This window comes from Staphylococcus hyicus, from assembly GCF_000816085.1.
In the GTDB taxonomy this organism is placed as follows: domain Bacteria; phylum Bacillota; class Bacilli; order Staphylococcales; family Staphylococcaceae; genus Staphylococcus; species Staphylococcus hyicus.
This window is the reverse complement of sequence record NZ_CP008747.1, coordinates 2279243-2305039: the sequence shown is the minus strand read 5'-3', so window position 1 is coordinate 2305039 and position 25797 is coordinate 2279243. Positions and strand designations below refer to the sequence as shown.

Here is a 25797-nt window from a genome sequence, read left to right as displayed (position 1 = left end):
GCGACGCACAGTTGATGGGCAAGTGCTTGCACATAAGTGCATTAAGAAAGGTGGAAACGAAATATGGCTTCTTTAAAGTCTATTATTCGTAAAGGTAAACAAACACGCGGTGAATTACGCAAAATCCGTGAAGCAGGTAAAGTACCAGCAGTTGTTTATGGATACGGTACTAAAAACGTATCTGTAAAAGTTGATGAAGTAGAATTCATCAAATTAATCCGTGAAGTTGGACGTAACGGTGTTATTCAATTAGGCGTTGGTTCAAAAGAAATCAAAGTTATGGTATCTGATTACCAATTTGATCCACTTAAAAACCAAATCACTCACATCGACTTCTTAGCAATCAACATGAGCGAAGCGCGTACTGTAGAAGTACCTGTAAGCTTAGTTGGTGAAGCGAAAGGTGCAAGTGAAGGTGGCGTTGTTGAACAACCATTATTCAACATCGAAGTAACTGCTACACCTGATAACATTCCTGAATCAATTGAAGTTGACGTTACAGAATTAGACGTTAACGACAGCTTATCAGTTGCTGACATTAAAGTATCTGGTGACTTCACAATTGAAACTGCTGCAGATGAAACAGTTGTTTCTGTTGTAGCACCAACTGAAGAGCCATCTGAAGAAGAAATCGCTGCAATGGAAGGTGACGCTGAAACAGCTGAACCAGAAGTAATCGGTGAATCAACTGAAGAAGGCGAAGAAGGTTCAGAAGATAAAGAAGCGTAATCTTTATCAAGCTTTAAGACATAATAACGTGCCAAGTGCCGTTGTTATGTCTTTTTTGTGTTTCGATTTGCCTCTTGCTTCGTGTGTCGAGGTAATTTGAAGCATACGCTGTTTTTATAGCGTTTATTTCTCGTCTGTGACCCATTTTATGTTAGTATGGAATATGATTAAATTGTAAAATTAGATGATTTCAAGGAGGATACATAATGAAACTCATCGTCGGCTTAGGGAATGTAGGAAAAAAATACGAACAAACACGCCATAACATTGGCTTTGAAGTGATAGATCATCTTATCGCACGTCACCAATTAAAATTAGATAAACAAAAATTTCGTGGGGCTTATACTGTCGCTCATTTATTTGGCGAAAAAGTAATCTTTTTAGAGCCGTTGACGTTTATGAACTTGTCTGGTGAGGCAGTGCGCCCACTGATGGATTATTACAATATAGATGTAGAAGACATATTAGTGCTTTATGATGATTTGGACCTTGCACAAGGCCATATGCGTTTGCGTCAAAAAGGAAGTGCAGGTGGTCACAATGGGATTAAATCACTGATTCAACATTTAGGAACACAAGAATTTAAGCGTATTCGCATCGGGATAGATCGTTCATCGCGTATCCCTGTCGTTGATTATGTATTACAAAAATTCTCATCAGAGGAAATGAAAGTGATGCAACCTGTAATCACACACGTGGCTGACGCTGTAGAAGCATTTATTCAAAATAAAAAATTTGAGAATATCATGAATCAATATAACGGTGAAGTAAAGTGAAAACAATAATCAATGAAATTATCAATAGAGATCAGCAATTTAAAGCACTATCTACCCATGTGGGAGAAGAAAATGTTCTAGTTACAGGGTTAATGCCCAGTGCGAAAGCGGCGATGATTGCAGAACTATATCATAATCAACACCGTCAAGTGTTGTTAGTGACAAACAACGTCTATCAAATGGATAAATTAGAAGCGGATTTGTTACAATTTGTTCCCGATGATGAAATTTACAAATATCCCGTTCAAGACATCATGACAGAAGAATTTTCAACGCAAAGCCCGGAGTTTATGAGTGAACGTGTACGTACTTTAACGGCACTTGCACATGAACGACGCGGCTTGTTTGTCATTCCTTTAAACGGCTTAAAAAAATTGGTAACACCTAAAGCCATTTGGCGAGAGCATCAAATTCATCTCAATATTGGAGATGACGTGGATGTGGATCATTTTTTAGCGTGTCTTGTTAATATGGGGTATCGACGTGAATCAGTCGTTTCTAATATTGGTGAGTTTTCATTACGTGGCGGGATTATTGATATTTATCCTCTGTTAGGTGACCCTGTGCGTATTGAACTCTTTGATACAGAAGTGGATTCGATTCGCAAGTTTGATGTAGAATCACAACGTTCTTCAGACAATATTCAACATGTCGATATCACTTCGGCACATGATTATATTATGACGCCTGAAGTTCGCCGCCAACTTATAACAAATCTTAAAACAGCATATGAAACTACGAGACCGAAAGTAGATCAATCAGTACGTCAAGAAGTTAAAGACACATACGATAGTTTTAATATTGTGGAAGACGAACTGTTTGATCCACAAGTATTACGTCGTTTAATTGCATTTATGTATGATACGGAAACGACGTTACGAGACTATTTTAAAGACAATGCAATTGTGTTGATGGATGAATATAACCGCGTTAAAGAAACAGAAGAAACATTGATGACAGAATCAGAAGCATTTTTACAAAACTTGATTGAGTCAGGTAAAGGATTTATAGGTCAACGTTTTATGACCAATGACACGGTTGAACAGTTGCTTAAACATACGCCGGTAACGTATTTTACGTTATTTACGTCGTCGATGTCTGTAAAGCTTGACCAAATGATGAAGTTTTCTTGTAAACCGGTACAACAGTTTTACGGTCAATATGACATTATGACATCTGAATTTCAGCGTTACATGAAGCAAGGTTACCGTATGGTCGTTATCGCGGAAACTGAAACGAAAAAGGATCGTATCCAAGCGATGTTAAGTGAGATCCATGTTCCAACGCTCATGAGCGCAGATATCACGCAACTTGACGAAGGACACGCGGCAATTATTGAAGGGAGTCTATCTGAAGGCTTTGAGTTACCTTACATGTCGCTCGTCGTTGTCACAGAACGAGAACTATTTAAATCAAAGCAGAAAAAAGCGTCCAAAAAACGGCGTAAAACGTTAAGTAATGCAGAGAAAATTAAATCTTATCAAGAGTTGAATGTTGGAGATTACGTCGTACATATTCACCACGGGGTAGGCCGTTATTTAGGTGTTGAAACACTAGAAGTGGGAGACGTTCATCGAGATTACATTAAAATTCAATATAAAGGCACAGATCAGTTGTTTGTTCCGGTCGACCAAATGGAGCAAGTTCAGAAATATGTCGGCTCTGAAGACAAAACACCTAAACTATATAAACTAGGTGGTAGTGATTGGAAGAAAACAAAAGCCAAAGTTCAAAGCAGTGTGGAAGATATTGCGGATGAGCTGATTGCATTGTATAAAGAACGTGAAAAGTCAGTGGGTTATCAATTTAGCCCAGACACAGAAGAACAACATGTTTTTGAAATGGACTTCCCATACGAATTAACCGAAGACCAAGCAAAATCGATAGATGAAATTAAAGGTGATATGGAACAGGCGCGTCCAATGGATCGTCTTTTATGTGGAGATGTGGGTTACGGAAAAACCGAAGTGGCAGTACGTGCGGCTTTTAAAGCTGTCATGTCAGGAAAACAAGTCGCTTTTCTCGTACCTACAACAATCTTGGCACAACAACATTACGAAACACTTATTGAACGAATGCGTGATTTCCCTGTAGAAATTCACCTTATGAGTCGTTTTAGAACGCCAAAAGAAATTCGTGAAACGAAAGAAGGGCTCAAATCTGGTTTTGTCGATATCGTTGTTGGGACGCATAAGTTGTTAGGCAAAACAGTAGAGTATAAAGACCTCGGATTACTTGTAGTTGATGAAGAACAACGATTTGGCGTGCGTCATAAAGAAAAAATCAAGTCTTTAAAAGCGAACGTAGATGTACTTACGCTCACTGCGACGCCTATTCCGAGAACGCTACACATGAGTATGCTCGGTGTGCGCGACTTATCGGTCATTGAGACGCCACCTGAAAACCGCTTTCCAGTACAAACGTACGTATTAGAACAAAATGGCAACTTTATTAAAGAAGCTTTAGAGCGAGAATTAGCTCGTGATGGACAAGTTTTTTATTTGTACAATAAAGTACAATCCATTTATGAAAAACGTGAACAATTGCAAATGTTGATGCCTGAAGCCTCTATTGGTGTGGCACACGGACAATTGCCTGAACGAGATTTAGAAGAAACCATGCTTGACTTCATCAATGGAGCTTACGACATTCTTGTTACGACGACGATTATTGAAACGGGTGTAGACGTACCTAATGCGAATACGTTAATTATTGAAGAGGCAGATCGCTTTGGCTTAAGCCAACTGTATCAATTACGAGGACGTGTTGGTCGTTCAAGTCGTATCGGATACGCTTATTTTCTTCATACACCAAACAAAGTGTTGAATGAAACGGCCGAAGAACGCTTACAAGCCATTAAAGAATTTACAGAATTAGGAAGCGGCTTTAAAATTGCGATGCGTGACTTAAATATTCGTGGCGCTGGTAATTTACTCGGTAAACAGCAGCATGGATTTATCGATTCAGTTGGATTCGATTTATATTCTCAAATGTTAGAAGAAGCAGTGAATGAAAAACGTGGTATTAAAGAAGTGCAACATGTCCCTGAAATTGAAATGGATTTACGTCTAGATGCATACTTACCAGCGGAATATATTCGAAATGAACAAGCGAAAATTGAAATTTATAAAAAACTACGTGCGACTGAAACTCTGGCACAATTAATGGATATTAAGGACGAATTGTTAGACCGTTTCAATGATTATCCTACAGAAGTAGCGCAACTTCTAGATACTGTAGAAATTAAAGTACATTTGATGCATGTTGGTGTACAGCATGTAAAAGATAAGGGCAAAGTGGTTGAGGTGTTATTAACTGAACAAGGCACGCAACAGATTGATGGAGAAGCGCTCTTTAAAAATACAGAAGCTTTAGGCCGAGGTATGAAGGTTGGCGTTGAAGCGGGTTGTATGAAAGTGACGCTCACGAAAGGGAAACAATGGCTAGAAGCGCTTAAATTTTTAGCGAAAACAATTGAAGAAAGCTTGAAGTTAGACAATGTCAACTAAATCTGCATTCAATGGTGTCGTTGTTTTAACGCTTGCATTAATCGTTGTAAAAATTTTAAGCGCATTATATCGTGTCCCTTATCAAAATATTTTAGGTGACGACGGGTTGTACGCTTATCAGCAGATATATCCTATCGTCGCATTAGGTGTAGTATTAGCTAGTAATGCGATACCGAGTGCATTGACGCAAATTTTGGGAGGTAAGGAAGCTAATCGCGCACTCATTCGCCAACTCATTATTGTGTTAGAAGTGTTTGGGTGTCTGATTTGTCTCACACTCTTTATAGGTGCGGACATCGTCGCTATTTTAATGGGTGATGTTCATTTAGCACCCATGATTCGTGCAGCGAGCGTTGCATTTGTGGTTGTGGGGGTACTCGGTATTTTAAGAGGTTATTATCAATCAACGTTTGATATGAATAAGCCTGCGTTTTCACAAGTTATTGAACAAGCCATACGTGTGAGTATCATTGTCGTGGTTATTGTCTTGTTTACACAATCGCGTTTGTCGATTTATGATGCGGGGATGTGGGCGATTTTAGCATCATCTATAGGTTTTGTTGGAGCATCTCTCTTTTTATGGTGGTTTATGTCATTACCTAAAGTCACGCTTCCTCAAACGATTCCTTGGCGACAATTTATCATTGCCACCGTTATTTTTGCATTGAGTCAACTGATTGTCATTTTATGGCAAGTCGTGGATAGTTTTACTATCATCAATATGCTCCAACACGGCCAAGGATTGACATTTCAAGACGCGATTACCCAAAAAGGGATATACGACCGCGGGGCTTCTTTTATACAAATGGGATTAATTGTAACGACCACATTTTGTTTTGTATTAATTCCATTATTAACAGACACCCAAAAAGCGGGGCGTTACGATCAGATGAATAGTTACGCGAATGCATCATTAAAAATTACCATTGTCATTAGTTGCGCAAGTGGCATCGGTTTAATGAATTTATTACCATTATTGAATGCAGTTTTCTTTAAAAGTAATGATTTAACGATGACCCTTTCCATTTACATGTTAACGGTTATTTTTGTATCACTTATCATGATGTATATTGCGTTGCTCGAAGTTCAAAATCATTATCGGGTTGTGTTTAAAGGGATTATCATAGGATTAGTCATCAAGCTACTATTGAATCTCATTTTAATTTTAAAGTTTGGTATTGTCGGTGCGAGCATTTCTACAGTAGTCGCACTTATTGTTTTTGCACTGTATCTACACAGACACATCATCCGACTTTATATGCTGCTTGCATTAAGAAAATTTTATTTAAAACTTGTTGTCGCTTTATTGACGATGACAGCTAGTGTACAATTAACGCATTACTTGATTCCATCAATGTCTAGAATAGGAGGCCTTCTAGAATTGATGATCAGTGCTTCTATTGGTGTCGGAAGTATGAGCGTAATGCTCGTTTGGATGCGTATTTTAAATGAAGATGAATGGGTACATTTACCGTTTGGCGATAAAATCATTGATATAATGAAAAGGAGAAAATCATGACACATCATATTACAATTATTGGTTTGGGTAATTACGGTTTAGACGACCTACCATTAGGTATTTATCGCTTTTTGCAAAGTCAATCCAAAGTATATGTGCGTACGATAGATCATCCAGTGATAGCAGAACTTCAAGATATAGATATCGTAAGCTTTGATGCCGTTTATGAACAATATGATTCATTCGAACCTGTGTATGAAGCGATTACAGATCAACTTTTACAACATGCTCGAACTGAAGATATTGTCTATGCGGTGCCAGGTCATCCACGTGTTGCAGAAACGACAACGCAATTGCTTTTTCAAAAAGCGCCACAATTTGATGTTGTGGTGGACGTGCGAGGGGGACGTAGTTTTATCGATGATGTGTTTGAAGCTGTAAAGTTGGATCCGAATGATGGGTTTACAATGTTAGATGCGACGGCACTTAAAAAAGAAACGTTAAATCCACGTACGACAACGCTCGTTACACAAGTGTACAGTGCTATGGTTGCAGGGGACTTAAAATTGACGCTGATGACCCGTTATCCTGATGACTTTGAAGTGCATATTGTGGATGGTGCGAACCAATCGGGGGCGACACGTTACACTTGTCCATTATATGAACTCGATCATGAGGATGTATTTACGAATCTTACGAGTGTAATCATTCCTGCAATTACCGAAGATACTGCGTTATACGGTGACTTTGAATTTGCAGATCAAGTGATTGCATCTTTAGTTGATGATGAAACAGGTTGCCCATGGGATAAAGTACAAACCCATACATCTCTTAAACGTTATTTACTTGAAGAAACATTTGAACTTTTTGAAGCTATTGACAATGAAGATGATTGGCACATGATAGAAGAGCTGGGTGATATATTACTACAAGTTCTATTACATGCCAATATAGGTCAAAAGCAAGGGTACATGGAAACGCGTGAAATAGTGGCGAGCCTTTCTGAAAAAATGATTCGTCGTCACCCACACATTTTTGGTGAGGGCGAAGCTGACAGTGTGGAAGATGTTAAATCAATTTGGCAAGAACAAAAAGCTGCAGAAGGTAAACCGCCGCGTGTGAAATTTGAAAAAATATTTGCGACCCATTTCTTAAAATTGTATGATGAAATCAAAAATCAAGACTTGTCAGAAGAAGCATTAAAAGCTTATTTAGAGCGAGGAGGGCATCATGAGACTCGATAAATATTTAAAAGTATCACGTTTAATCAAGCGTCGCACATTAGCAAAAGAAGTGAGTGATCAAGGCCGTGTTAAAATCAATGGTCAAACCGCTAAAGCGGGTACAGATGTGAAAGTAGACGACGCGATAGAAATTCAATTTGGACAAAAAATCGTGACGATCAAAGTGACTGGTCTGAGCGAACATGCAACGAAAGAAAATGCTAAAGGGATGTATGAAATCTTAAAAGAGGAACGGATTGATTAGGGATACGAAGAAAGGTGACGCCGCATGAATGATAAAGTTCAAAATATCGGCAATCAGTATACATCGCAAAAAAATGCTAAAAAACGCCGGCATGATCAACGTAAACGTATTGTGAAAAAGCGTATTTTAGTATTTGGTGGCATTTTGTTAGCCGTTATTGCAGTGATGTTATTATTGGTATTTACGCAAATGAAAAGCAATTCGGATGCTTCCAATGAACGTCAAGCTAAAGAAGAAGAATATCAAAAATTACAAGATAAAGAAATTGAACTCAAAGAGCAGCTTAACAATTTAAATGATCCATCCTATATCGAAAAAGTAGCGCGTGATGAGTATTATTTGAGTAACGACGGTGAAATCATCTTTAAGTTACCTGAAGACCAACCAAAAGAAAATAAAAAGAAAAAGTAATACGGTGATGGTAGGTACGACATATTTCCTTGTTATAAGTTCAATGCATCTTTCTGTCAAAAGATATTGTGTTTCATTTTAGTTTTAGTAAAATACGTAAATAAAATAGTGAATCATCAATTTGTCATTGTTAAAATGCGGAAACAAACGTATAATAGAACTAAATATCGAATTCGGGAGGATGCATTAAAACAATGTCAATCGAAGTAGGAAGTAAGGTTAAAGGTAAAGTCACTGGTATCAAAAAATTCGGTGCATTTGTGGAGTTGCCTGAAGGTAAAAGTGGGTTAGTTCATATCAGTGAAGTCGCTGATAACTATGTAGAAAACGTAGAAGATCACTTAACTGTCGGGGATGACGTTGAGGTTAAAGTATTATCCATCGCCGATGATGGCAAAATCAGTCTTTCAATTAAAAAAGCCAAAGAGCGTCCACGTAGACAAAAACCGGCACAAAAACCAGAAGACTTTGAGAAAAAACTATCAAACTTCTTAAAAGATAGTGAGGATAAACTTACTTCTATTAAGCGTCAAACAGAATCTAGACGTGGTGGTAGAGGCGCACGTCGCTAAATTTAATGCAAGGGGTTGAGAAACGAAGGCATACTTTGAATCTCAACCCTTATTTGTATGGGGGGTGAAATGATGAAGGTGAATTGGAAGCCATATGATCATATCGTTATTGCAGTGTCTACTGGGATAGATAGTATGGTCTTATTGCATCGATTATTACATCAATATCAAACGACATACAAACAACTTACAGTGCTCCATGTACATCATGGGTTGCGTCATGCTTCGGATAAAGAAGAAGGTTTTATTAAAAAGTATTGCGAGCAACACGGAGTGTCGATTTATGTACATCGACTCCACCTACAATCTGTCGTTGAACAAGGGCGTAGCATTCAAAATGATGCACGCATTGCCCGTTATCTTTGGTTCGAAGAGATGATGCATCAATTGGATGCGGACGTGTTAATGACGGCTCATCACTTTGACGATTTAGTAGAAACGGTATTCTACCGTATTTTTACAGGTAAGGTTTACCGCAGCGCTCTAGGTATGCAAGCGTGTGAACAACGGCAAGGTTATCGTTTGGTGCGCCCGTTACTTGAGGACACAAAAGATGACATCGCATTATACCAAAGTACACATCACGTCCCATATTTTGAAGATGATAGTAACCAAGACACAAAATATGTGCGCAATGCAATTCGTCAAGACATATTGCCTAGGATTGATGCACATGATCACTTTAAAAGTACACACTTAAAAAAGCTTTATGATATGCATTTGGCATCAATTCAATTAATTGAACAAATGGCAGATGATTACATTTCAATCCATGTGAAAGAAACCCCTCAACATTATGAGATGTCTCTTACGTCGTTCAATAAATGTCCAGAACATGTTAGAATGATGGTTCTGGATAAATTAATACAAAAATGGGAAGCTGTTGTACCGATAAGTGATACGCAATATCAGCAGTGGTTTAAACAAATCACACAACCTGTGGCACAAATTGAACTTTATGCTACAAACACATGGCAGATTAATAAGGTGTATGATAAATTATCCATAACAACAGTGCGTCAAAAAGCGCCCTCAATGACACAAATTAAGACGCCTGGCGTTCATCATTTTGGGGAATATTGTATTACAGTTAAGTCACTACAACAGCTACAAGGCCCTTTACAAATACGATTGCGTCAAAATGGGGATCGTGTTGCACTACAACCATATGGTCATAAAAAAGTGTCACGCTTAATGATTGATGCTAAAGTGCCTCAACAAATGCGAGAACATATGCCTGTTGTTGAGGATGCATCAGGATGCATATTAGCTGTTGGCACACTATATCGACATAATAACGTTAAACAAATAATTACTATCGCATATTTAGGAGATGAAAATGATGAAAAATGATTTGAAAGATGTATTACTTACTGAAACGGAAATTTATGATATTTGTGATAAGTTAGGCCATGCTATTACAGAAGATTATCGCGGTAAAGATTTACTTTGTGTAGGGATTTTAAAAGGGTCTGTCTTATTTATGACGGATTTAATTAAACGTATTGATACGCCGTTATCCATTGATTTTATGGATGTATCGAGTTACCACGGTGGTACAGAATCTACAGGTGAAGTTCAAATTTTAAAAGATTTAAGCACGTCAATTGAAAATAAAGATGTCTTAATTATTGAAGATATTTTAGAAACAGGAACTACATTAAAATCGATTACAGAATTACTCGCATCACGTCGTGTAAAATCTTTAGAAATAGTGACGTTACTCGATAAGCCGAATCGTCGCAAAGCAGACATCGAAGCGAAATATGTAGGTCGCCAAATTCCTGATGAGTTTGTCGTAGGCTACGGATTAGATTACAAGGAAAAATATCGTAACTTACCATACATTGGCACATTAAAACCCGCAATTTATGAACAATAATCACTTAAAAACAGATATGTGATTGTGAGAAGTGTGGCTGTCAATGTCTATTACTAGCCAGTCGTAATTAAATTATGGTAAAATTTTTGTTAGTTTTATATTTGAAGTAGGAGGAAACGACGCATGCAAAAAGCTTTTCGTAATGTGCTGTTTATAGCTTTAATCGGCGTTGTTATTTTTGGGCTTTTTTCTTGGATTAATGGTAATGGGAAAGTGCCTAAAGAGCTTACGTATAACCAATTTACACAACAATTAAAGGACGGCAAAATTAAGTCATTAGAAATTCAACCGTCTCATAATGTGTATAAAGTGAGTGGTAAGTTAAACAACGGTGATGATTACTCATCGACGATTCTATTTAATAACGATAAAGAGCTAGAACAGGTTACTGATATTGCTCATAAACAGAAAGATTTAGAATTAACCGTTAAAGAAGAAGAAGGTCAAAGTGTGTTTGTTAGTATTTTAACGACACTGATTCCTGTCTTAATCATTGCACTTTTATTTATCTTCTTCTTAAGTCAAGCACAAGGTGGCGGTGGCGGCGGTCGTATGATGAATTTTGGTAAATCCAAAGCCAAAATGTACGATAATCAAAAACGACGCGTGCGCTTTACAGATGTTGCTGGTGCAGACGAAGAAAAACAAGAATTAATTGAAATTGTTGATTTCTTAAAAGACAATAAGAAATTTAAACAAATGGGTTCACGTATTCCAAAAGGGGTCTTGCTTGTTGGTCCTCCGGGAACAGGTAAAACGTTACTTGCGCGTGCAGTTGCTGGTGAAGCAGGTGTACCATTCTTCTCAATCAGTGGGTCAGACTTCGTTGAGATGTTTGTAGGTGTAGGTGCGAGCCGTGTGCGTGACTTATTTGAAAATGCGAAAAAGAATGCGCCGTGTATCATTTTTATAGATGAGATTGATGCTGTAGGTCGTCAACGTGGTGCAGGTGTTGGTGGCGGTCACGATGAACGTGAACAAACGTTAAACCAATTGCTTGTTGAGATGGATGGATTCGGTGAAAATGAAGGTATTATTATGATTGCAGCTACAAACCGTCCAGACATTTTAGACCCAGCATTACTGCGTCCAGGTCGTTTTGACCGACAAATTCAAGTTGGTCGCCCGGATGTTAAGGGGCGTGAAGCGGTTCTACACGTACATGCGAAAAACAAACCATTAGATGAGACGGTCGATTTAAAAGCGATTGCACAACGTACGCCTGGATTCTCAGGGGCAGATTTAGAAAATTTACTTAATGAAGCATCGTTAATTGCTGCACGTAGCGGTAAGAAGAAAATCGACATGCGTGATATTGAAGAAGCGACGGATCGAGTGATTGCAGGACCAGCTAAAAAATCACGCGTCATTTCTGATAAAGAACGCAATATCGTAGCACACCATGAAGCAGGACATACTGTGATTGGTATGGTGCTTGATGAAGCAGAAGTGGTTCATAAAGTTACAATCGTACCACGTGGTCAAGCAGGTGGCTATGCGATGATGTTACCAAAACAAGATCGTTTCTTAATGACTGAGCCTGAAATGCTCGACAAAATTTGTGGATTGCTTGGTGGTCGTGTGGCAGAGGATATCATATTCGATGAAGTTTCTACAGGCGCTTCTAATGACTTTGAACGTGCGACACAGTTAGCGCGTCAAATGGTTACGGAATATGGTATGAGTAAAAAGCTAGGTCCATTACAGTTTTCACATAGCGGTGGACAAGTATTCTTAGGTAAAGATATGTCAGGTCAGCCAGAATACTCAGGTCAAATTGCCTATGAAATTGATAAAGAAGTTCAACGTATCATTAAAGAACAATATGAACGTTGTAAACAAATTCTTACAGAGCATGAAGCGCAATTACGATTAATTGCTGAAACCTTGTTGACGGAAGAAACATTAGTTGCTGAACAAATTCAGTCACTTTTCCATGAAGGTCATTTACCAGTCGTGAATTATGATGACGCAAAAGTGGTTGAACGCAATGGCGATGATGATTTCGATCAAGGTAAATACGGCAAATCGTATGATGAGATTCGACGTGAACAAGAAGAATTAACACAGCGTTCACATGCAGGAAAATCTGAGCGTCATGAAGAACGTGATTCAAAAGCACAAGACGGACAAGAGGCTGAATCCCCTTCGCAAGAAACGAAACGTGATGAAGCACCGTCTGAAGATACAACAGGTTATGAACAAGAACCTAAAATTGATCGCCCTGGTGAAGATAAACCACCACATTAACGCGATGCACACCGTCTCGAAGTCGATATTTTCGAGACGGTGTCTTTTTGTGTTAAAGTTAGCTTAAAAATAAGTCATTTTAGTTGAGTGGATACGTGAATGCGATTATGATAAACAAATGAAAGCAATAAAGGAGCGAATAGGAATGACTCAAGACTATATCGTTAAGGCGCTTGCCTTTAATGGTGAAATACGTGCATATAGTTCTAGAACAACCGATACCATACAGGAAGCACAAACGCGTCATTACACATGGCCAACAGCATCTGCAGCGTTAGGTCGTACGATGACTGCAACATTAATGATGGGCGCTATGTTAAAAGGTGATCAAAAATTAACAGTGACCGTCGATGGTGACGGGCCTATTGGAAAAATCATTGCGGATGCCGATGCAAAAGGTCACGTACGTGGGTATGTCGCGCAACCACAAACGCACTTTGCATTAAATGAAGCGGGTAAATTAGATGTGCGTCGTGCAGTAGGGACATCAGGCGCAATTAATGTAGTGAAAGATGTTGGCATGAGAGATTACTATACGGGTAGTAGTCCGATTGTATCTGGAGAACTTGGTGACGATTTTACGTATTATTTTGCGAATAGTGAGCAAACACCTTCATCTGTAGGTGTGGGCGTTTTGGTAAATCCTGACAACTCAATCAAAGCTGCGGGTGGCTTTATTATTCAAGTTATGCCGGGGGCTAAAAACGAAACGATCGATAAATTGGAAGCTGCGATTGCGACAATGACCCCTGTGTCAAAATTAATTGATGAAGGCTTAACGCCAGAAGAAATGTTGATTCACATCTTTGGTAAAGGTAATGTAGAATTTTTAGAAACCATTCCGGCCCAATTTGAGTGTCAATGTGGTCACGATAAATTCTTGAATGCAATGCGTGGTTTAGGAGAAGCTGAAATCGAGAATATGATTAAAGTAGATCATGGCGCTGAAGCAGAATGTCATTTTTGTCGCTCTAAATATCAATACACTGAAGCAGAATTGCAAGGAGTATTGAATGAACTGAAGCAACAACATTAATAAGAGAGGCTACGGGTTCAATGGTGAGGGTTGTCCACAATTGTTTTTGTTTGAGATCAAGCTTTATGCTTTTTTAATTATCAGAAAAATGGTACACTGTCTTCATATCCGATTCGATAACTATGTATTCAGTGTATGAATATTAATTTAAAGTGAGGTTGTTTTAAATGGTAAGAAAACCTGTAGAAAATATTACTGAAATTATTGGCCAAACACCCGTAGTCAAATTAAGACATCAAGCTGGTGAAGATGCAGCAGATATTTATGTGAAATTAGAATATCAAAACCCAGGTGGTTCAGTTAAAGATCGTATTGCATTAGCTATGATTGAACAAGCTGAGAAAGATGGCAAAATTAAACCAGGTGACACCATTGTTGAACCAACAAGCGGGAATACGGGCATCGGCTTAGCTTTTGTATGTGCAGCGAAAGGTTACAAAGCCGTATTTACAATGCCAGAAACAATGAGCCAAGAACGTCGTAACTTATTAAAAGCGTACGGGGCAGAATTGGTTTTAACACCAGGTTCAGAAGCGATGAAAGGTGCTATAAAAAAAGCAAAAGAACTTAAAGAAGAATACGGCTATTTTGAACCACAACAATTTGAAAACCCTGCGAATCCAAAAGTGCATGAGCTTACAACTGGTCCAGAGCTCGTGGAACAATTCGAAGGTAAAACAATTGACGCATTTTTAGCTGGTGTTGGTACAGGTGGTACGTTATCAGGTGCTGGTAAAGTGCTTAAAGAAAAATATCCAAATATTCAACTTGTAGCCATTGAACCTGAAGCTTCCCCAGTATTGAGTGGTGGTGAGCCAGGGCCACATAAATTACAAGGTTTAGGTGCAGGGTTCGTTCCAGATACGCTAAACACAGACATTTATGATGAAGTCATTACAGTAGGCAATGAGGTGGCGATGGAAACTTCTCGTCGTGTTGCCAAAGAAGAAGGTATTTTAGGTGGTATTTCTTCAGGTGCAGCCATTTTTGCTGCGATTCAAAAAGCGAAAGAATTAGGCAAAGGTAAAACAGTTGTTACAGTGTTGCCAAGTAATGGTGAACGTTACTTATCAACACCGTTATACAACTTTGAATAATTGTGCGTACAACAAACGAGGGTGAGACATGTGTCTTATCCTCATTTTTTTATGATTCATCCTATGGACCGCACGTAGGACTTATAAATTTGCTATAATGGTCGTATTCATAGAGAAAGGATGACCGAACATGAAATCTACACAAATCATGGGTATTTTAAATGTGACACCTGATTCATTTTCAGACGGCGGTCAGTATAATGATGTTGAAAAAGCAGTCGCACATGCACATCAAATGGTTGAAGCAGGTGCGCATATCATTGATGTTGGTGGTGTATCGACGCGGCCAGGACATGAAGAAGTTACGGTCGAAGAAGAATTACAACGTGTGGTGCCTGTTGTTAAGGCTTTAAATGGCATTGGTGCGCAAATATCCGTAGATACATTTAGAAGTGAAGTTGCTGAAGTGGCTCTTGAAGCGGGTGCGCACATCATTAATGACCAATGGGCGGGTTTATATGATGAAGCGTTATTTGAGGTTGTCGCCAAATATCACGCTGAGATTATTTTAATGCACAATGGTGATGGGAAAAGAGACACACCTGTCGTGGATGAAATGTTAGTTACTTTGTTAAAACAAGCAAACAAAGCGATGTTAGCGGGTATTCCAAAAGAAAAGATATGGCTTGACCCCGGCATTGGCTTTGCCAAAACACGTCAAGAAGAACAAATTGTGATGGCACGACTAGATGAACTGGTTGCCACAGGTTTTAAAGTACTTCTCGCAACGAGTCGCAAACGTTTTATAAAAGAATTGTTAGGCGGGGGGAATAAAGTGGATGAACGTGATGAGGCGACTGCGGCAACCACCGCGTATGGTATTATGAAAGGAGTCGATGGTGTGCGTGTGCATAACGTATTAATGAATGCGCGTCTAGCAAGAGCGATGGATGCGTTGAAAGGATATGAAAATGAACGATAAAATATTTTTACAAGGACTTGAATTCTACGCATACCATGGTGCGCTGCCAGCTGAAAATGATATAGGACAAGTGTTCGCAGTGGATATTGAACTGAAAGTTGATTTGTCTGAAGCGGGTAAATCTGATCGTGTAGAAGATACGGTACACTATGGAGAGGTCTATGAAGATGTCAAAGCGATTATGGAAGGACCACCCGTGAATTTACTTGAATATCTCGCAGAACGTGTTGCAAAGCGTATAAATTCACACTATAATCGTGTAATGGAAACGAAAGTTAGAATTACGAAAAAGAACCCGCCTATTCATGGTATTTATAATGGTGTAGGTATTGAAATTGTGAGGGTGAATCATCATGATTGATGTCTATTTAGGTTTGGGAAGTAATATTGGCGATCGTGAACAACAATTACAATCAGCGGTAGAACGTTTGGATCAAGTGACGGGAATTCATGTACAACACATGTCCTCTATGTATGAAACAAAACCGGTAGGCTATGTCGAGCAACCTGACTTTTTGAATGTATGCCTTCATATTAAAACGACTTTAAGTCCAGAGGCATTGTTGCATCAATGTTTACGTATTGAAAAAGAGCTACATCGCGTACGAGAAGTGCGCTGGGGTCCGAGAACAATCGACATTGATGTGTTACTTTATGGAGATGAAATTATTGAGTCAGAACAGCTCATTGTGCCACACCCAAGAATGACAGCGCGTGCGTTTGTGATGATACCGTTAAATGAAATCGCAGCACACGTGATTGAACCGCGGAGTAAAAAAACAATTCAATCCCTTGTTCAACCTGACGAAACTGTTGTAAAATATCAAAATTAAATATTTAATTTAGGCAAGATTCAACTTATGTCGTTGGAATCAGTGCCTAATTATAAAGATAAAGCATTTATTGGAGGCACGCCTTATGTGGAAAATAGGAGACGTCGAAATTGAAAATAGAGTCGTACTTGCGCCCATGGCAGGTGTATGTAATTCGGCATTTCGCTTGACTGTAAAAGAGTTTGGTGCAGGACTTGTCTGTGCTGAAATGGTGAGTGATAAAGCGATTCTATTTAACAATCCTAAAACGATGAAAATGTTATACATCGATGAAAATGAACGTCCATTATCGCTACAAATTTTTGGTGGAGAAAAAGAAACACTTGTTGAAGCGGCAGAATACGTAGATAAAAATACGACAGCTGATATTATTGATATTAACATGGGATGCCCAGTTTCAAAGATAATTAAATGTGAAGCGGGTGCGCGTTGGTTGCTTGACCCTAATAAAATATATGAAATGGTATCCGCTGTAACAGAACGTGTGAGCAAACCAGTCACTTGTAAAATGCGTATTGGTTGGGATGAAGATCATATATACGCTGTTGAAAATGCGAAAGCGGCAGAGCGTGCAGGTGCAGCAGCGATTTCGCTACACGGCCGTACACGCGTACAAATGTATGAAGGTAAGGCAGATTGGGACATTATCCGCCAAGTGAAAGAGGCTGTTAATATTCCAGTCATTGGAAATGGTGACGTGACAAGCCCCGAACTTGCTGAAAAAATGCTGAAAGAAACAGGTGTGGATGCCGTAATGATTGGTCGTGAAGCACTCGGTAATCCATGGATGATTTATAGAACCGTACATTATCTTGAAACTGGCGAATTGATTGATGAGCCAGAAGTAGATGATAAAGTTGAAATTGCACTCTTACATTTACGTCGACTTGTTGACCTAAAGGGCGAAAAAGTGGGTGTAATGGAGATGCGTAAACACGCTTCTTGGTACTTAAAAGGTGTCAGAGGCAACGGGAAAGCACGAAAAGCTTTAAATCAAGCTGAAACCGAAGCAGAAATGATTGAAATCTTAACTGATTTTCGAGATGAAATGCTCACGCAACAAAATAAAGTAGAAGTATAGACAAAAGGAGAGGTAAGCATGTCAGAAGAAATGAACGACCAAATGCAGGTCCGTCGACAAAAACTACAAGAATTACGCGATTTAGGAATTGATCCATTTGGCGAAAAATTTGAGCGCACAGGCGACGCAACATCATTGAAAGCGACGTGGGATGAATTTTCTAAAGAAGAACTTGCAGAAAAAGAAGCGGAAAGCCATACTGTTATAGCAGGACGACTAATGACAAAACGTGGTAAAGGTAAAGCTGGTTTTGCACATATTAAAGATTTAACTGGCCAAATTCAAATTTATGTACGTAAAGACCAAGTTGGAGAAGACCAATTTAATGTTTGGAATACAGCAGATTTAGGCGATATTGTCGGCGTAGAAGGTGTAATGTTTAAAACAAACACAGGTGAGCTTTCTGTCAAGGCAAAATCATTTAAATTGTTATCGAAATCATTGCGTCCATTACCGGACAAACACCATGGTTTACAAGATATTGAACAACGTTACCGTCAACGTTATTTAGATTTAATTACAAACGAAGAGAGCACAGAAACATTCATTAACCGTAGTCGCATTATTCAAGAGATGCGATCATATTTAAATGATAAAGGTTTCTTAGAAGTCGAAACACCAATGATGCATCAAATTGCTGGTGGTGCTGCTGCACGTCCATTCGTGACACACCATAATGCGTTAGATGCAACATTATATATGCGTATCGCGATCGAATTGCATTTAAAACGTTTAATTGTTGGCGGTTTAGAAAAAGTATATGAAATAGGTCGTGTCTTCCGTAATGAAGGCGTATCTACACGTCACAATCCTGAATTTACAATGATTGAACTTTACGAAGCTTATGCAGATTATCAAGATATTATGAGCTTAACTGAAGAGTTAGTAGCGCATATTGCACGCAAAGTATTAGGCACAACATCGATTCAATATGGTGATAACACAATCGAATTAGAACCAAAATGGCGCCGTTTGCATATCGTAGATGCAGTTAAAGAAGCGACAGGTGTTAACTTCTTTGATGTGAAAACGGATGAAGAAGCACATGCTTTAGCTAAAGAACATGGCATTGAAGTCGACAAGAATATGAAATACGGACATATTTTAAACGAATTCTTTGAACAAAAAGTAGAAGAAACGTTAATTCAACCAACGTTTATTTATGGTCATCCGATTGAAATCTCTCCATTAGCGAAGAAAAATCCAGAAGATCCACGTTTTACAGATCGTTTCGAATTGTTTATTGTGGGTCGTGAACATGCGAATGCATTCACAGAATTGAATGATCCAATCGACCAACGTCAACGTTTTGAAGCGCAACTTGTCGAAAAAGCTCAAGGTAATGATGAAGCGCATGAGATGGACGATGATTTCATTGAGGCATTAGAATATGGTATGCCACCAACTGGCGGGTTAGGTATCGGTATTGACCGATTAGTGATGTTGCTTACGAATTCTCCATCTATTCGTGACGTGCTATTATTCCCTTATATGCGTCAAAAATAATACAAACATAGTGTGACATGGTTAAATGTATGCCACTTTAGACACGTGGACATACAAACCATGTCACTATTTTTATGTATGAATGCTGTATTAAGTTTTTTACATAAACATTAAAAAAACACTTGATATTTTAATTGAAACCCTTTAGAATATTTCAAAGTGAGCACGTTAAAGCGTTGAAATGTCACCTATACAAATGGTTGAAAAAGTTTTTGAAAAAATGCTGTTAAAGTGTTGACACTAACCTTTAAATTATGTAATATATAAAAGTCGCCGAAACAAGCGACAACACAAAGTAAAATGTTTGTAAAAAACTTTAAGAAAGTGTAAAATTAACTATTGAAAAGTGTTTGCAAACTGTGTATTATAAAAAGGTAGCCGACATGAGCTACACAATAAAACGTTGTCTGGTGACAATGGCAAAGAGGTCACACCTGTTCCCATGCCGAACACAGAAGTTAAGCTCTTTAGCGCCGATGGTAGTCGGACTTACGTTCCGCGAGAGTAGGACGTTGCCAGGCAATTATTTTGGAGAATTAGCTCAGCTGGGAGAGCATCTGCCTTACAAGCAGAGGGTCGGCGGTTCGAACCCGTCATTCTCCACCATTTAGCCGGCCTAGCTCAATTGGTAGAGCAACTGACTTGTAATCAGTAGGTTGGGGGTTCAAGTCCTCTGGCCGGCACCATTTATATGAGCCATTAGCTCAGTTGGTAGAGCATCTGACTTTTAATCAGAGGGTCAGAGGTTCGAATCCTCTATGGCTCATCATTCGAATACTATTGAGCAGAAGTAGTTCAGCGGTAGAATACAACCTTGCCAAGGTTGGGGTCGCGGGTTCGAATCCCGTCTTCTGCTCCATTATTTTTGCCGGGGTGGCGGAACTGGCAGACGCACAGGACTTAAAATCCTGCGGTGAGAGATCACCGTACCGGTTCGATTCCGGTCCTCGGCACCATTTTAATAGCGCCCGTAGCTCAATTGGATAGAGCGTTTGACTACGGATCAAGAGGTTATGGGTTCGACTCCTATCGGGCGCGCCATTTTTAATAACGGGAAGTAGCTCAGCTTGGTAGAGCACTTGGTTTGGGACCAAGGGGTCGCAGGTTCAAATCCTGTCTTCCCGACTTCTTAGAAATACCTTTATGGGGGCTTAGCTCAGCTGGGAGAGCGCCTGCTTTGCACGCAGGAGGTCAGCGGTTCGATCCCGCTAGTCTCCACCATTTTTATTTAAAATCATGAACATTGAAAACTGAATGACAATATGTCAACGTTAATTCCAATAATTTTGAGTACGTAACGTACTTTCAAGAGTGATTGGCTTAAGCAATCAACGAGCTATATCAAGCTTACTTCTTTTATGGAGAGTTTGATCCTGGCTCAGGATGAACGCTGGCGGCGTGCCTAATACATGCAAGTCGAGCGAACAGATGAGGAGCTTGCTCCTTTGACGTTAGCGGCGGACGGGTGAGTAACACGTGGGTAACCTACCTATAAGACTGGAATAACTCCGGGAAACCGGGGCTAATGCCGGATAACATGTTGAACCGCATGGTTCAACAGTGAAAGACGGTCTTGCTGTCACTTATAGATGGACCCGCGCCGTATTAGCTAGTTGGTAAGGTAACGGCTTACCAAGGCGACGATACGTAGCCGACCTGAGAGGGTGATCGGCCACACTGGAACTGAGACACGGTCCAGACTCCTACGGGAGGCAGCAGTAGGGAATCTTCCGCAATGGGCGAAAGCCTGACGGAGCAACGCCGCGTGAGTGATGAAGGTCTTCGGATCGTAAAGCTCTGTTGTTAGGGAAGAACATATGTGTAAGTAACTGTGCACATCTTGACGGTACCTAACCAGAAAGCCACGGCTAACTACGTGCCAGCAGCCGCGGTAATACGTAGGTGGCAAGCGTTATCCGGAATTATTGGGCGTAAAGCGCGCGTAGGCGGTTTTTTAAGTCTGATGTGAAAGCCCACGGCTCAACCGTGGAGGGTCATTGGAAACTGGAAAACTTGAGTGCAGAAGAGGAAAGTGGAATTCCATGTGTAGCGGTGAAATGCGCAGAGATATGGAGGAACACCAGTGGCGAAGGCGGCTTTCTGGTCTGCAACTGACGCTGAGGTGCGAAAGCGTGGGGATCAAACAGGATTAGATACCCTGGTAGTCCACGCCGTAAACGATGAGTGCTAAGTGTTAGGGGGTTTCCGCCCCTTAGTGCTGCAGCTAACGCATTAAGCACTCCGCCTGGGGAGTACGGTCGCAAGACTGAAACTCAAAGGAATTGACGGGGACCCGCACAAGCGGTGGAGCATGTGGTTTAATTCGAAGCAACGCGAAGAACCTTACCAAATCTTGACATCTTTTGATCGCTCTAGAGATAGAGTTTTCCTCTTCGGAGGACAAAATGACAGGTGGTGCATGGTTGTCGTCAGCTCGTGTCGTGAGATGTTGGGTTAAGTCCCGCAACGAGCGCAACCCTTAAGCTTAGTTGCCATCATTAAGTTGGGCACTCTAAGTTGACTGCCGGTGACAAACCGGAGGAAGGTGGGGATGACGTCAAATCATCATGCCCCTTATGATTTGGGCTACACACGTGCTACAATGGACAATACAAAGGGCAGCAAAACCGCGAGGTCAAGCAAATCCCATAAAGTTGTTCTCAGTTCGGATTGTAGTCTGCAACTCGACTACATGAAGCTGGAATCGCTAGTAATCGTAGATCAGCATGCTACGGTGAATACGTTCCCGGGTCTTGTACACACCGCCCGTCACACCACGAGAGTTTGTAACACCCGAAGCCGGTGGAGTAACCATTTTGGAGCTAGCCGTCGAAGGTGGGACAAATGATTGGGGTGAAGTCGTAACAAGGTAGCCGTATCGGAAGGTGCGGCTGGATCACCTCCTTTCTAAGGATAATATACGGAATATCGCCTTAGGCGATACGGAATAACGGAGACATATTGTATTCAGTTTTGAATGCTCATTTTGAGGATTCAACATTGTACATTGAAAACTAGATAAGTAAGTATAGATTTTACCAAGCAAAACCGAGTGACAAGCGAAAAGCTTGAAACAAAAAATTATCGCTAGTCGTCGACAGACGACTCACAATAATTAATAACTGGTGGATGTTGGTTAATGTTTACTTCGGATGACAGATGTTTTGAAAACGTTTGTCAGTCTATGAATCGCAAACAAGAGCGAAGGCGCTTACTTCCGTAAGCAACTGAGTGATTTGTGCCGCGATGAAGCCGAATGCAAACGATTGCCAAAACATCATAAAGATTAAGTTATTAAGGGCGCACGGTGGATGCCTTGGCACTAGAAGCCGATGAAGGACGTTACTAACGACGATATGCTTTGGGGAGCTGTAAGTAAGCTGTGATCCAGAGATTTCCGAATGGGGGAACCCAGCACGAGTTATGTCGTGTTATCCGCATGTGAATACATAGCATGTGAGAAGGTAGACCCGGAGAACTGAAACATCTTAGTACCCGGAGGAAGAGAAAGAAAAATCGATTCCCTGAGTAGCGGCGAGCGAAACGGGAAGAGCCCAAACCAACAAGCTTGCTTGTTGGGGTTGTAGGACACTCTGTACGGAGTTACAAAGGAATATGTTAGACGAATAACCTGGAAAGGTTAATCATAGAAGGTAATAATCCTGTAGTCGAAAACGTATACCCTCCTGAGTGGATCCTGAGTACGGCGGAGCACGTGAAATTCCGTCGGAATCTGGGAGGACCATCTCCCAAGGCTAAATACTCTCTAGTGACCGATAGTGAACCAGTACCGTGAGGGAAAGGTGAAAAGTACCCCGGAAGGGGAGTGAAAGAGAACTTGAAACCGTGTGCTTACAAGTAGTCAGAGCCCGTTAATGGGTGATGGCGTGCCTTTTGTAGAATGAACCGGCGAGTTACGATCTGATGCAAGGTTAAGCAGAAAATGTGGAGCCGTAGCGAAAGCGAGTCTGAATAGGGCGAATGAGTATTTGGTCGTAGACCCGAAACCAGGTGATCTACCCTTGGTCAGGTTGAAGTTCAGGTAACACTGAATGGAGGACCGAACCGACTTACGTTGAAAAGTGAGCGGATGAACTGAGGGTAGCGGAGAAATTCCAATCGAACTTGGAGATAGCTGGTTCTCTCCGAAATAGCTTTAGGGCTAGCCTCAAGTGATGATTATTGGAGGTAGAGCACTGTTTGGACGAGGGGCCCCTCTCGGGTTACCGAATTCAGACAAACTCCGAATGCCAAATAATTTAACTTGGGAGTCAGAACATGGGTGATAAGGTCCGTGTTCGAAAGGGAAACAGCCCAGACCACCAGCTAAGGTCCCAAAATATATGTTAAGTGGAAAAGGATGTGGCGTTGCCCAGACAACTAGGATGTTGGCTTAGAAGCAGCCATCATTTAAAGAGTGCGTAATAGCTCACTAGTCGAGTGACACTGCGCCGAAAATGTACCGGGGCTAAACATATTACCGAAGCTGTGGATTGTCCTTTAGGACAATGGTAGGAGAGCGTTCTAAGGGCGTTGAAGCATGATCGCAAGGACATGTGGAGCGCTTAGAAGTGAGAATGCCGGTGTGAGTAGCGAAAGACGGGTGAGAATCCCGTCCACCGATTGACTAAGGTTTCCAGAGGAAGGCTCGTCCGCTCTGGGTTAGTCGGGTCCTAAGCTGAGGCCGACAGGCGTAGGCGATGGATAACAGGTTGATATTCCTGTACCACCATGATTCGTTTTAAGCGATGGGGGGACGCAGTAGGATAGGCGAAGCGTGCTGTTGGAGTGCACGTCTAAGCAGTAAGACTGAGTGTTAGGCAAATCCGGCACTCATTAAGGTCAAGCTGTGATGGGGAGAAGAAACATGTTTTCTTCGAGTCGTTGATTTCACACTGCCAAGAAAAGCCTCTAGCTAGAAGATTGGTGCCCGTACCGCAAACCGACACAGGTAGTCAAGATGAGAATTCTAAGGTGAGCGAGCGAACTCTCGTTAAGGAACTCGGCAAAATGACCCCGTAACTTCGGGAGAAGGGGTGCTCTTTGAGGTTCACGCTTCGAAGAGCCGCAGTGAATAGGCCCAAGCGACTGTTTATCAAAAACACAGGTCTCTGCTAAACCGTAAGGTGACGTATAGGGGCTGACGCCTGCCCGGTGCTGGAAGGTTAAGAGGAGTGGTTAGCATTAGCGAAGCTACGAATCGAAGCCCCAGTAAACGGCGGCCGTAACTATAACGGTCCTAAGGTAGCGAAATTCCTTGTCGGGTAAGTTCCGACCCGCACGAAAGGCGTAACGATTTGGGCACTGTCTCAACGAGAGACTCGGTGAAATCATAGTACCGGTGAAGATGCCGGTTACCCGCGACAGGACGGAAAGACCCCGTGGAGCTTTACTGTAGCCTGATATTGAAATTCGGTACAGTTTGTACAGGATAGGTAGGAGCCTTAGAAGCGTGAGCGCTAGCTTACGTGGAGGCATTGGTGGGATACTACCCTAATTGTATTGGATTTCTAACCCGCAACTCTTATCGAGTTGGGAGACAGTGTCAGGCGGGCAGTTTGACTGGGGCGGTCGCCTCCTAAAGAGTAACGGAGGCGCTCAAAGGTTCCCTCAGAATGGTTGGAAATCATTCATAGAGTGTAAAGGCATAAGGGAGCTTGACTGCGAGACCTACAAGTCGAGCAGGGTCGAAAGACGGACTTAGTGATCCGGTGGTTCCGCATGGAAGGGCCATCGCTCAACGGATAAAAGCTACCCCGGGGATAACAGGCTTATCTCCCCCAAGAGTTCACATCGACGGGGAGGTTTGGCACCTCGATGTCGGCTCATCGCATCCTGGGGCTGTAGTCGGTCCCAAGGGTTGGGCTGTTCGCCCATTAAAGCGGTACGCGAGCTGGGTTCAGAACGTCGTGAGACAGTTCGGTCCCTATCCGTCGTGGGCGTAGGAAATTTGAGAGGAGCTGTCCTTAGTACGAGAGGACCGGGATGGACATACCTCTGGTGTACCAGTTGTCGTGCCAACGGCATAGCTGGGTAGCTATGTATGGACGGGATAAGTGCTGAAAGCATCTAAGCATGAAGCCCCCCTCAAGATGAGATTTCCCAACTTCGGTTATAAGATCCCTCAAAGATGATGAGGTTAATAGGTTCGAGGTGGAAGCGTAGCGATACGTGGAGCTGACGAATACTAATCGATCGAAGACTTAATCAATTTAGTTCATAAGGTGATGCTTGTGAAACAATACT

Annotated in this window: 18 protein-coding genes, 8 tRNA genes and 3 rRNA genes; all 29 read left to right on the top strand. The window is 41.0% G+C overall.

All coding sequences use genetic code 11. From position 1 onward, the window contains the following. Positions 1-63: 63 nt before the first annotated feature. Positions 64-729 (top strand): 50S ribosomal protein L25/general stress protein Ctc, encoded by a 666-nt coding sequence (locus tag SHYC_RS10965; protein ID WP_039647109.1) that lies wholly within the window; start codon positions 64-66, stop codon positions 727-729. Between the two features lie 206 nt (positions 730-935). Beyond that, positions 936-1505, top strand: coding sequence for an aminoacyl-tRNA hydrolase (gene pth, locus SHYC_RS10960; protein WP_039647107.1), 570 nt, complete (start codon positions 936-938; stop codon positions 1503-1505). Then, the gene (gene mfd / locus SHYC_RS10955; protein WP_039647104.1) at positions 1502-5014 is read left to right on the top strand and encodes a transcription-repair coupling factor; all 3513 of its coding nucleotides are present in this window, start codon (positions 1502-1504) and stop codon (positions 5012-5014) included. The genes pth and mfd overlap by 4 nt, the downstream gene beginning before the upstream one ends. Next, entirely contained in the window at positions 5004-6533 is a 1530-nt protein-coding gene (locus SHYC_RS10950; RefSeq protein WP_039647102.1) for a polysaccharide biosynthesis protein, read from the top strand. The genes mfd and SHYC_RS10950 overlap by 11 nt, the downstream gene beginning before the upstream one ends. Next, positions 6530-7717, top strand: coding sequence for a MazG nucleotide pyrophosphohydrolase domain-containing protein (locus SHYC_RS10945; RefSeq protein ID WP_039647100.1), 1188 nt, complete (start codon positions 6530-6532; stop codon positions 7715-7717). Before SHYC_RS10950 ends, SHYC_RS10945 begins: the two co-directional genes overlap by 4 nt. Further along, positions 7704-7961: an RNA-binding S4 domain-containing protein gene (locus tag SHYC_RS10940; protein WP_039647098.1), complete on the top strand. Its 258-nt coding sequence runs from the start codon at positions 7704-7706 to the stop codon at positions 7959-7961. The genes SHYC_RS10945 and SHYC_RS10940 overlap by 14 nt, the downstream gene beginning before the upstream one ends. A 24-nt stretch (positions 7962-7985) precedes the next feature. Further along, on the top strand, positions 7986-8372 hold the full coding sequence (locus SHYC_RS10935; RefSeq protein ID WP_039647096.1) for an FtsB family cell division protein: 387 nt from the start codon (positions 7986-7988) through the stop codon (positions 8370-8372). A gap of 194 nt (positions 8373-8566) precedes the next feature. Further along, positions 8567-8944, top strand: coding sequence for a S1 domain-containing RNA-binding protein (locus tag SHYC_RS10930; protein ID WP_037568011.1), 378 nt, complete (start codon positions 8567-8569; stop codon positions 8942-8944). 72 nt (positions 8945-9016) lie between these two features. Continuing rightward, positions 9017-10297, top strand: coding sequence for a tRNA lysidine(34) synthetase TilS (gene tilS / locus SHYC_RS10925; protein ID WP_039647094.1), 1281 nt, complete (start codon positions 9017-9019; stop codon positions 10295-10297). Next, positions 10287-10826: a hypoxanthine phosphoribosyltransferase gene (gene hpt, locus SHYC_RS10920; RefSeq protein WP_039647092.1), complete on the top strand. Its 540-nt coding sequence runs from the start codon at positions 10287-10289 to the stop codon at positions 10824-10826. Before tilS ends, hpt begins: the two co-directional genes overlap by 11 nt. Before the next feature lie 123 nt (positions 10827-10949). Beyond that, complete coding sequence (gene ftsH / locus SHYC_RS10915; RefSeq protein ID WP_039647090.1) at positions 10950-13076, top strand: ATP-dependent zinc metalloprotease FtsH; 2127 nt, start codon at positions 10950-10952, stop codon at positions 13074-13076. Between the two features lie 145 nt (positions 13077-13221). Further along, entirely contained in the window at positions 13222-14112 is an 891-nt protein-coding gene (hslO, locus tag SHYC_RS10910; protein WP_039647088.1) for an Hsp33 family molecular chaperone HslO, read from the top strand. A gap of 167 nt (positions 14113-14279) precedes the next feature. After that, a complete protein-coding gene (gene cysK / locus SHYC_RS10905; RefSeq protein WP_039647085.1) occupies positions 14280-15209 on the top strand; it encodes a cysteine synthase A in 930 nt (309 codons plus the stop codon). 130 nt (positions 15210-15339) lie between these two features. Next, positions 15340-16131, top strand: coding sequence for a dihydropteroate synthase (folP, locus tag SHYC_RS10900; protein WP_039647083.1), 792 nt, complete (start codon positions 15340-15342; stop codon positions 16129-16131). After that, a complete protein-coding gene (folB, locus tag SHYC_RS10895; protein WP_039647081.1) occupies positions 16121-16492 on the top strand; it encodes a dihydroneopterin aldolase in 372 nt (123 codons plus the stop codon). The genes folP and folB overlap by 11 nt, the downstream gene beginning before the upstream one ends. Continuing rightward, the gene (gene folK / locus SHYC_RS10890; protein ID WP_039647079.1) at positions 16485-16964 is read left to right on the top strand and encodes a 2-amino-4-hydroxy-6-hydroxymethyldihydropteridine diphosphokinase; all 480 of its coding nucleotides are present in this window, start codon (positions 16485-16487) and stop codon (positions 16962-16964) included. The genes folB and folK overlap by 8 nt, the downstream gene beginning before the upstream one ends. An 85-nt stretch (positions 16965-17049) precedes the next feature. Then, positions 17050-18045 carry a tRNA dihydrouridine synthase DusB gene (gene dusB, locus SHYC_RS10885; RefSeq protein WP_039647078.1) on the top strand — a complete coding sequence of 332 codons (996 nt, stop codon included), beginning with the start codon at positions 17050-17052 and terminating at the stop codon, positions 18043-18045. An 18-nt stretch (positions 18046-18063) separates the two neighbouring features. Then, positions 18064-19551, top strand: coding sequence for a lysine--tRNA ligase (lysS, locus tag SHYC_RS10880; RefSeq protein ID WP_039647076.1), 1488 nt, complete (start codon positions 18064-18066; stop codon positions 19549-19551). 406 nt (positions 19552-19957) lie between these two features. Next, positions 19958-20072 (top strand): 5S ribosomal RNA (gene rrf, locus SHYC_RS10875). 9 nt (positions 20073-20081) lie between these two features. Then, positions 20082-20157, top strand: a tRNA-Val gene (locus SHYC_RS10870). 4 nt (positions 20158-20161) lie between these two features. Then, positions 20162-20237: transfer RNA gene (locus tag SHYC_RS10865), tRNA-Thr, on the top strand. A 7-nt stretch (positions 20238-20244) separates the two neighbouring features. Next, positions 20245-20317: transfer RNA gene (locus SHYC_RS10860), tRNA-Lys, on the top strand. A gap of 18 nt (positions 20318-20335) precedes the next feature. Next, a tRNA-Gly gene (locus SHYC_RS10855) sits at positions 20336-20410 on the top strand. 8 nt (positions 20411-20418) lie between these two features. After that, a tRNA-Leu gene (locus tag SHYC_RS10850) sits at positions 20419-20507 on the top strand. Positions 20508-20515: 8 nt separating this feature from the next. After that, positions 20516-20592, top strand: a tRNA-Arg gene (locus tag SHYC_RS10845). A gap of 10 nt (positions 20593-20602) precedes the next feature. Next, positions 20603-20676: transfer RNA gene (locus SHYC_RS10840), tRNA-Pro, on the top strand. 20 nt (positions 20677-20696) lie between these two features. After that, positions 20697-20772 (top strand) — tRNA-Ala (locus SHYC_RS10835). Between the two features lie 134 nt (positions 20773-20906). Next, positions 20907-22458, top strand: a 16S ribosomal RNA gene (locus tag SHYC_RS10830). Positions 22459-22835: 377 nt separating this feature from the next. After that, positions 22836-25762, top strand: a 23S ribosomal RNA gene (locus SHYC_RS10825). The 16S, 23S and 5S rRNA genes sit together here with 8 tRNA genes alongside, the layout of an rRNA operon. Positions 25763-25797: the final 35 nt, after the last annotated feature.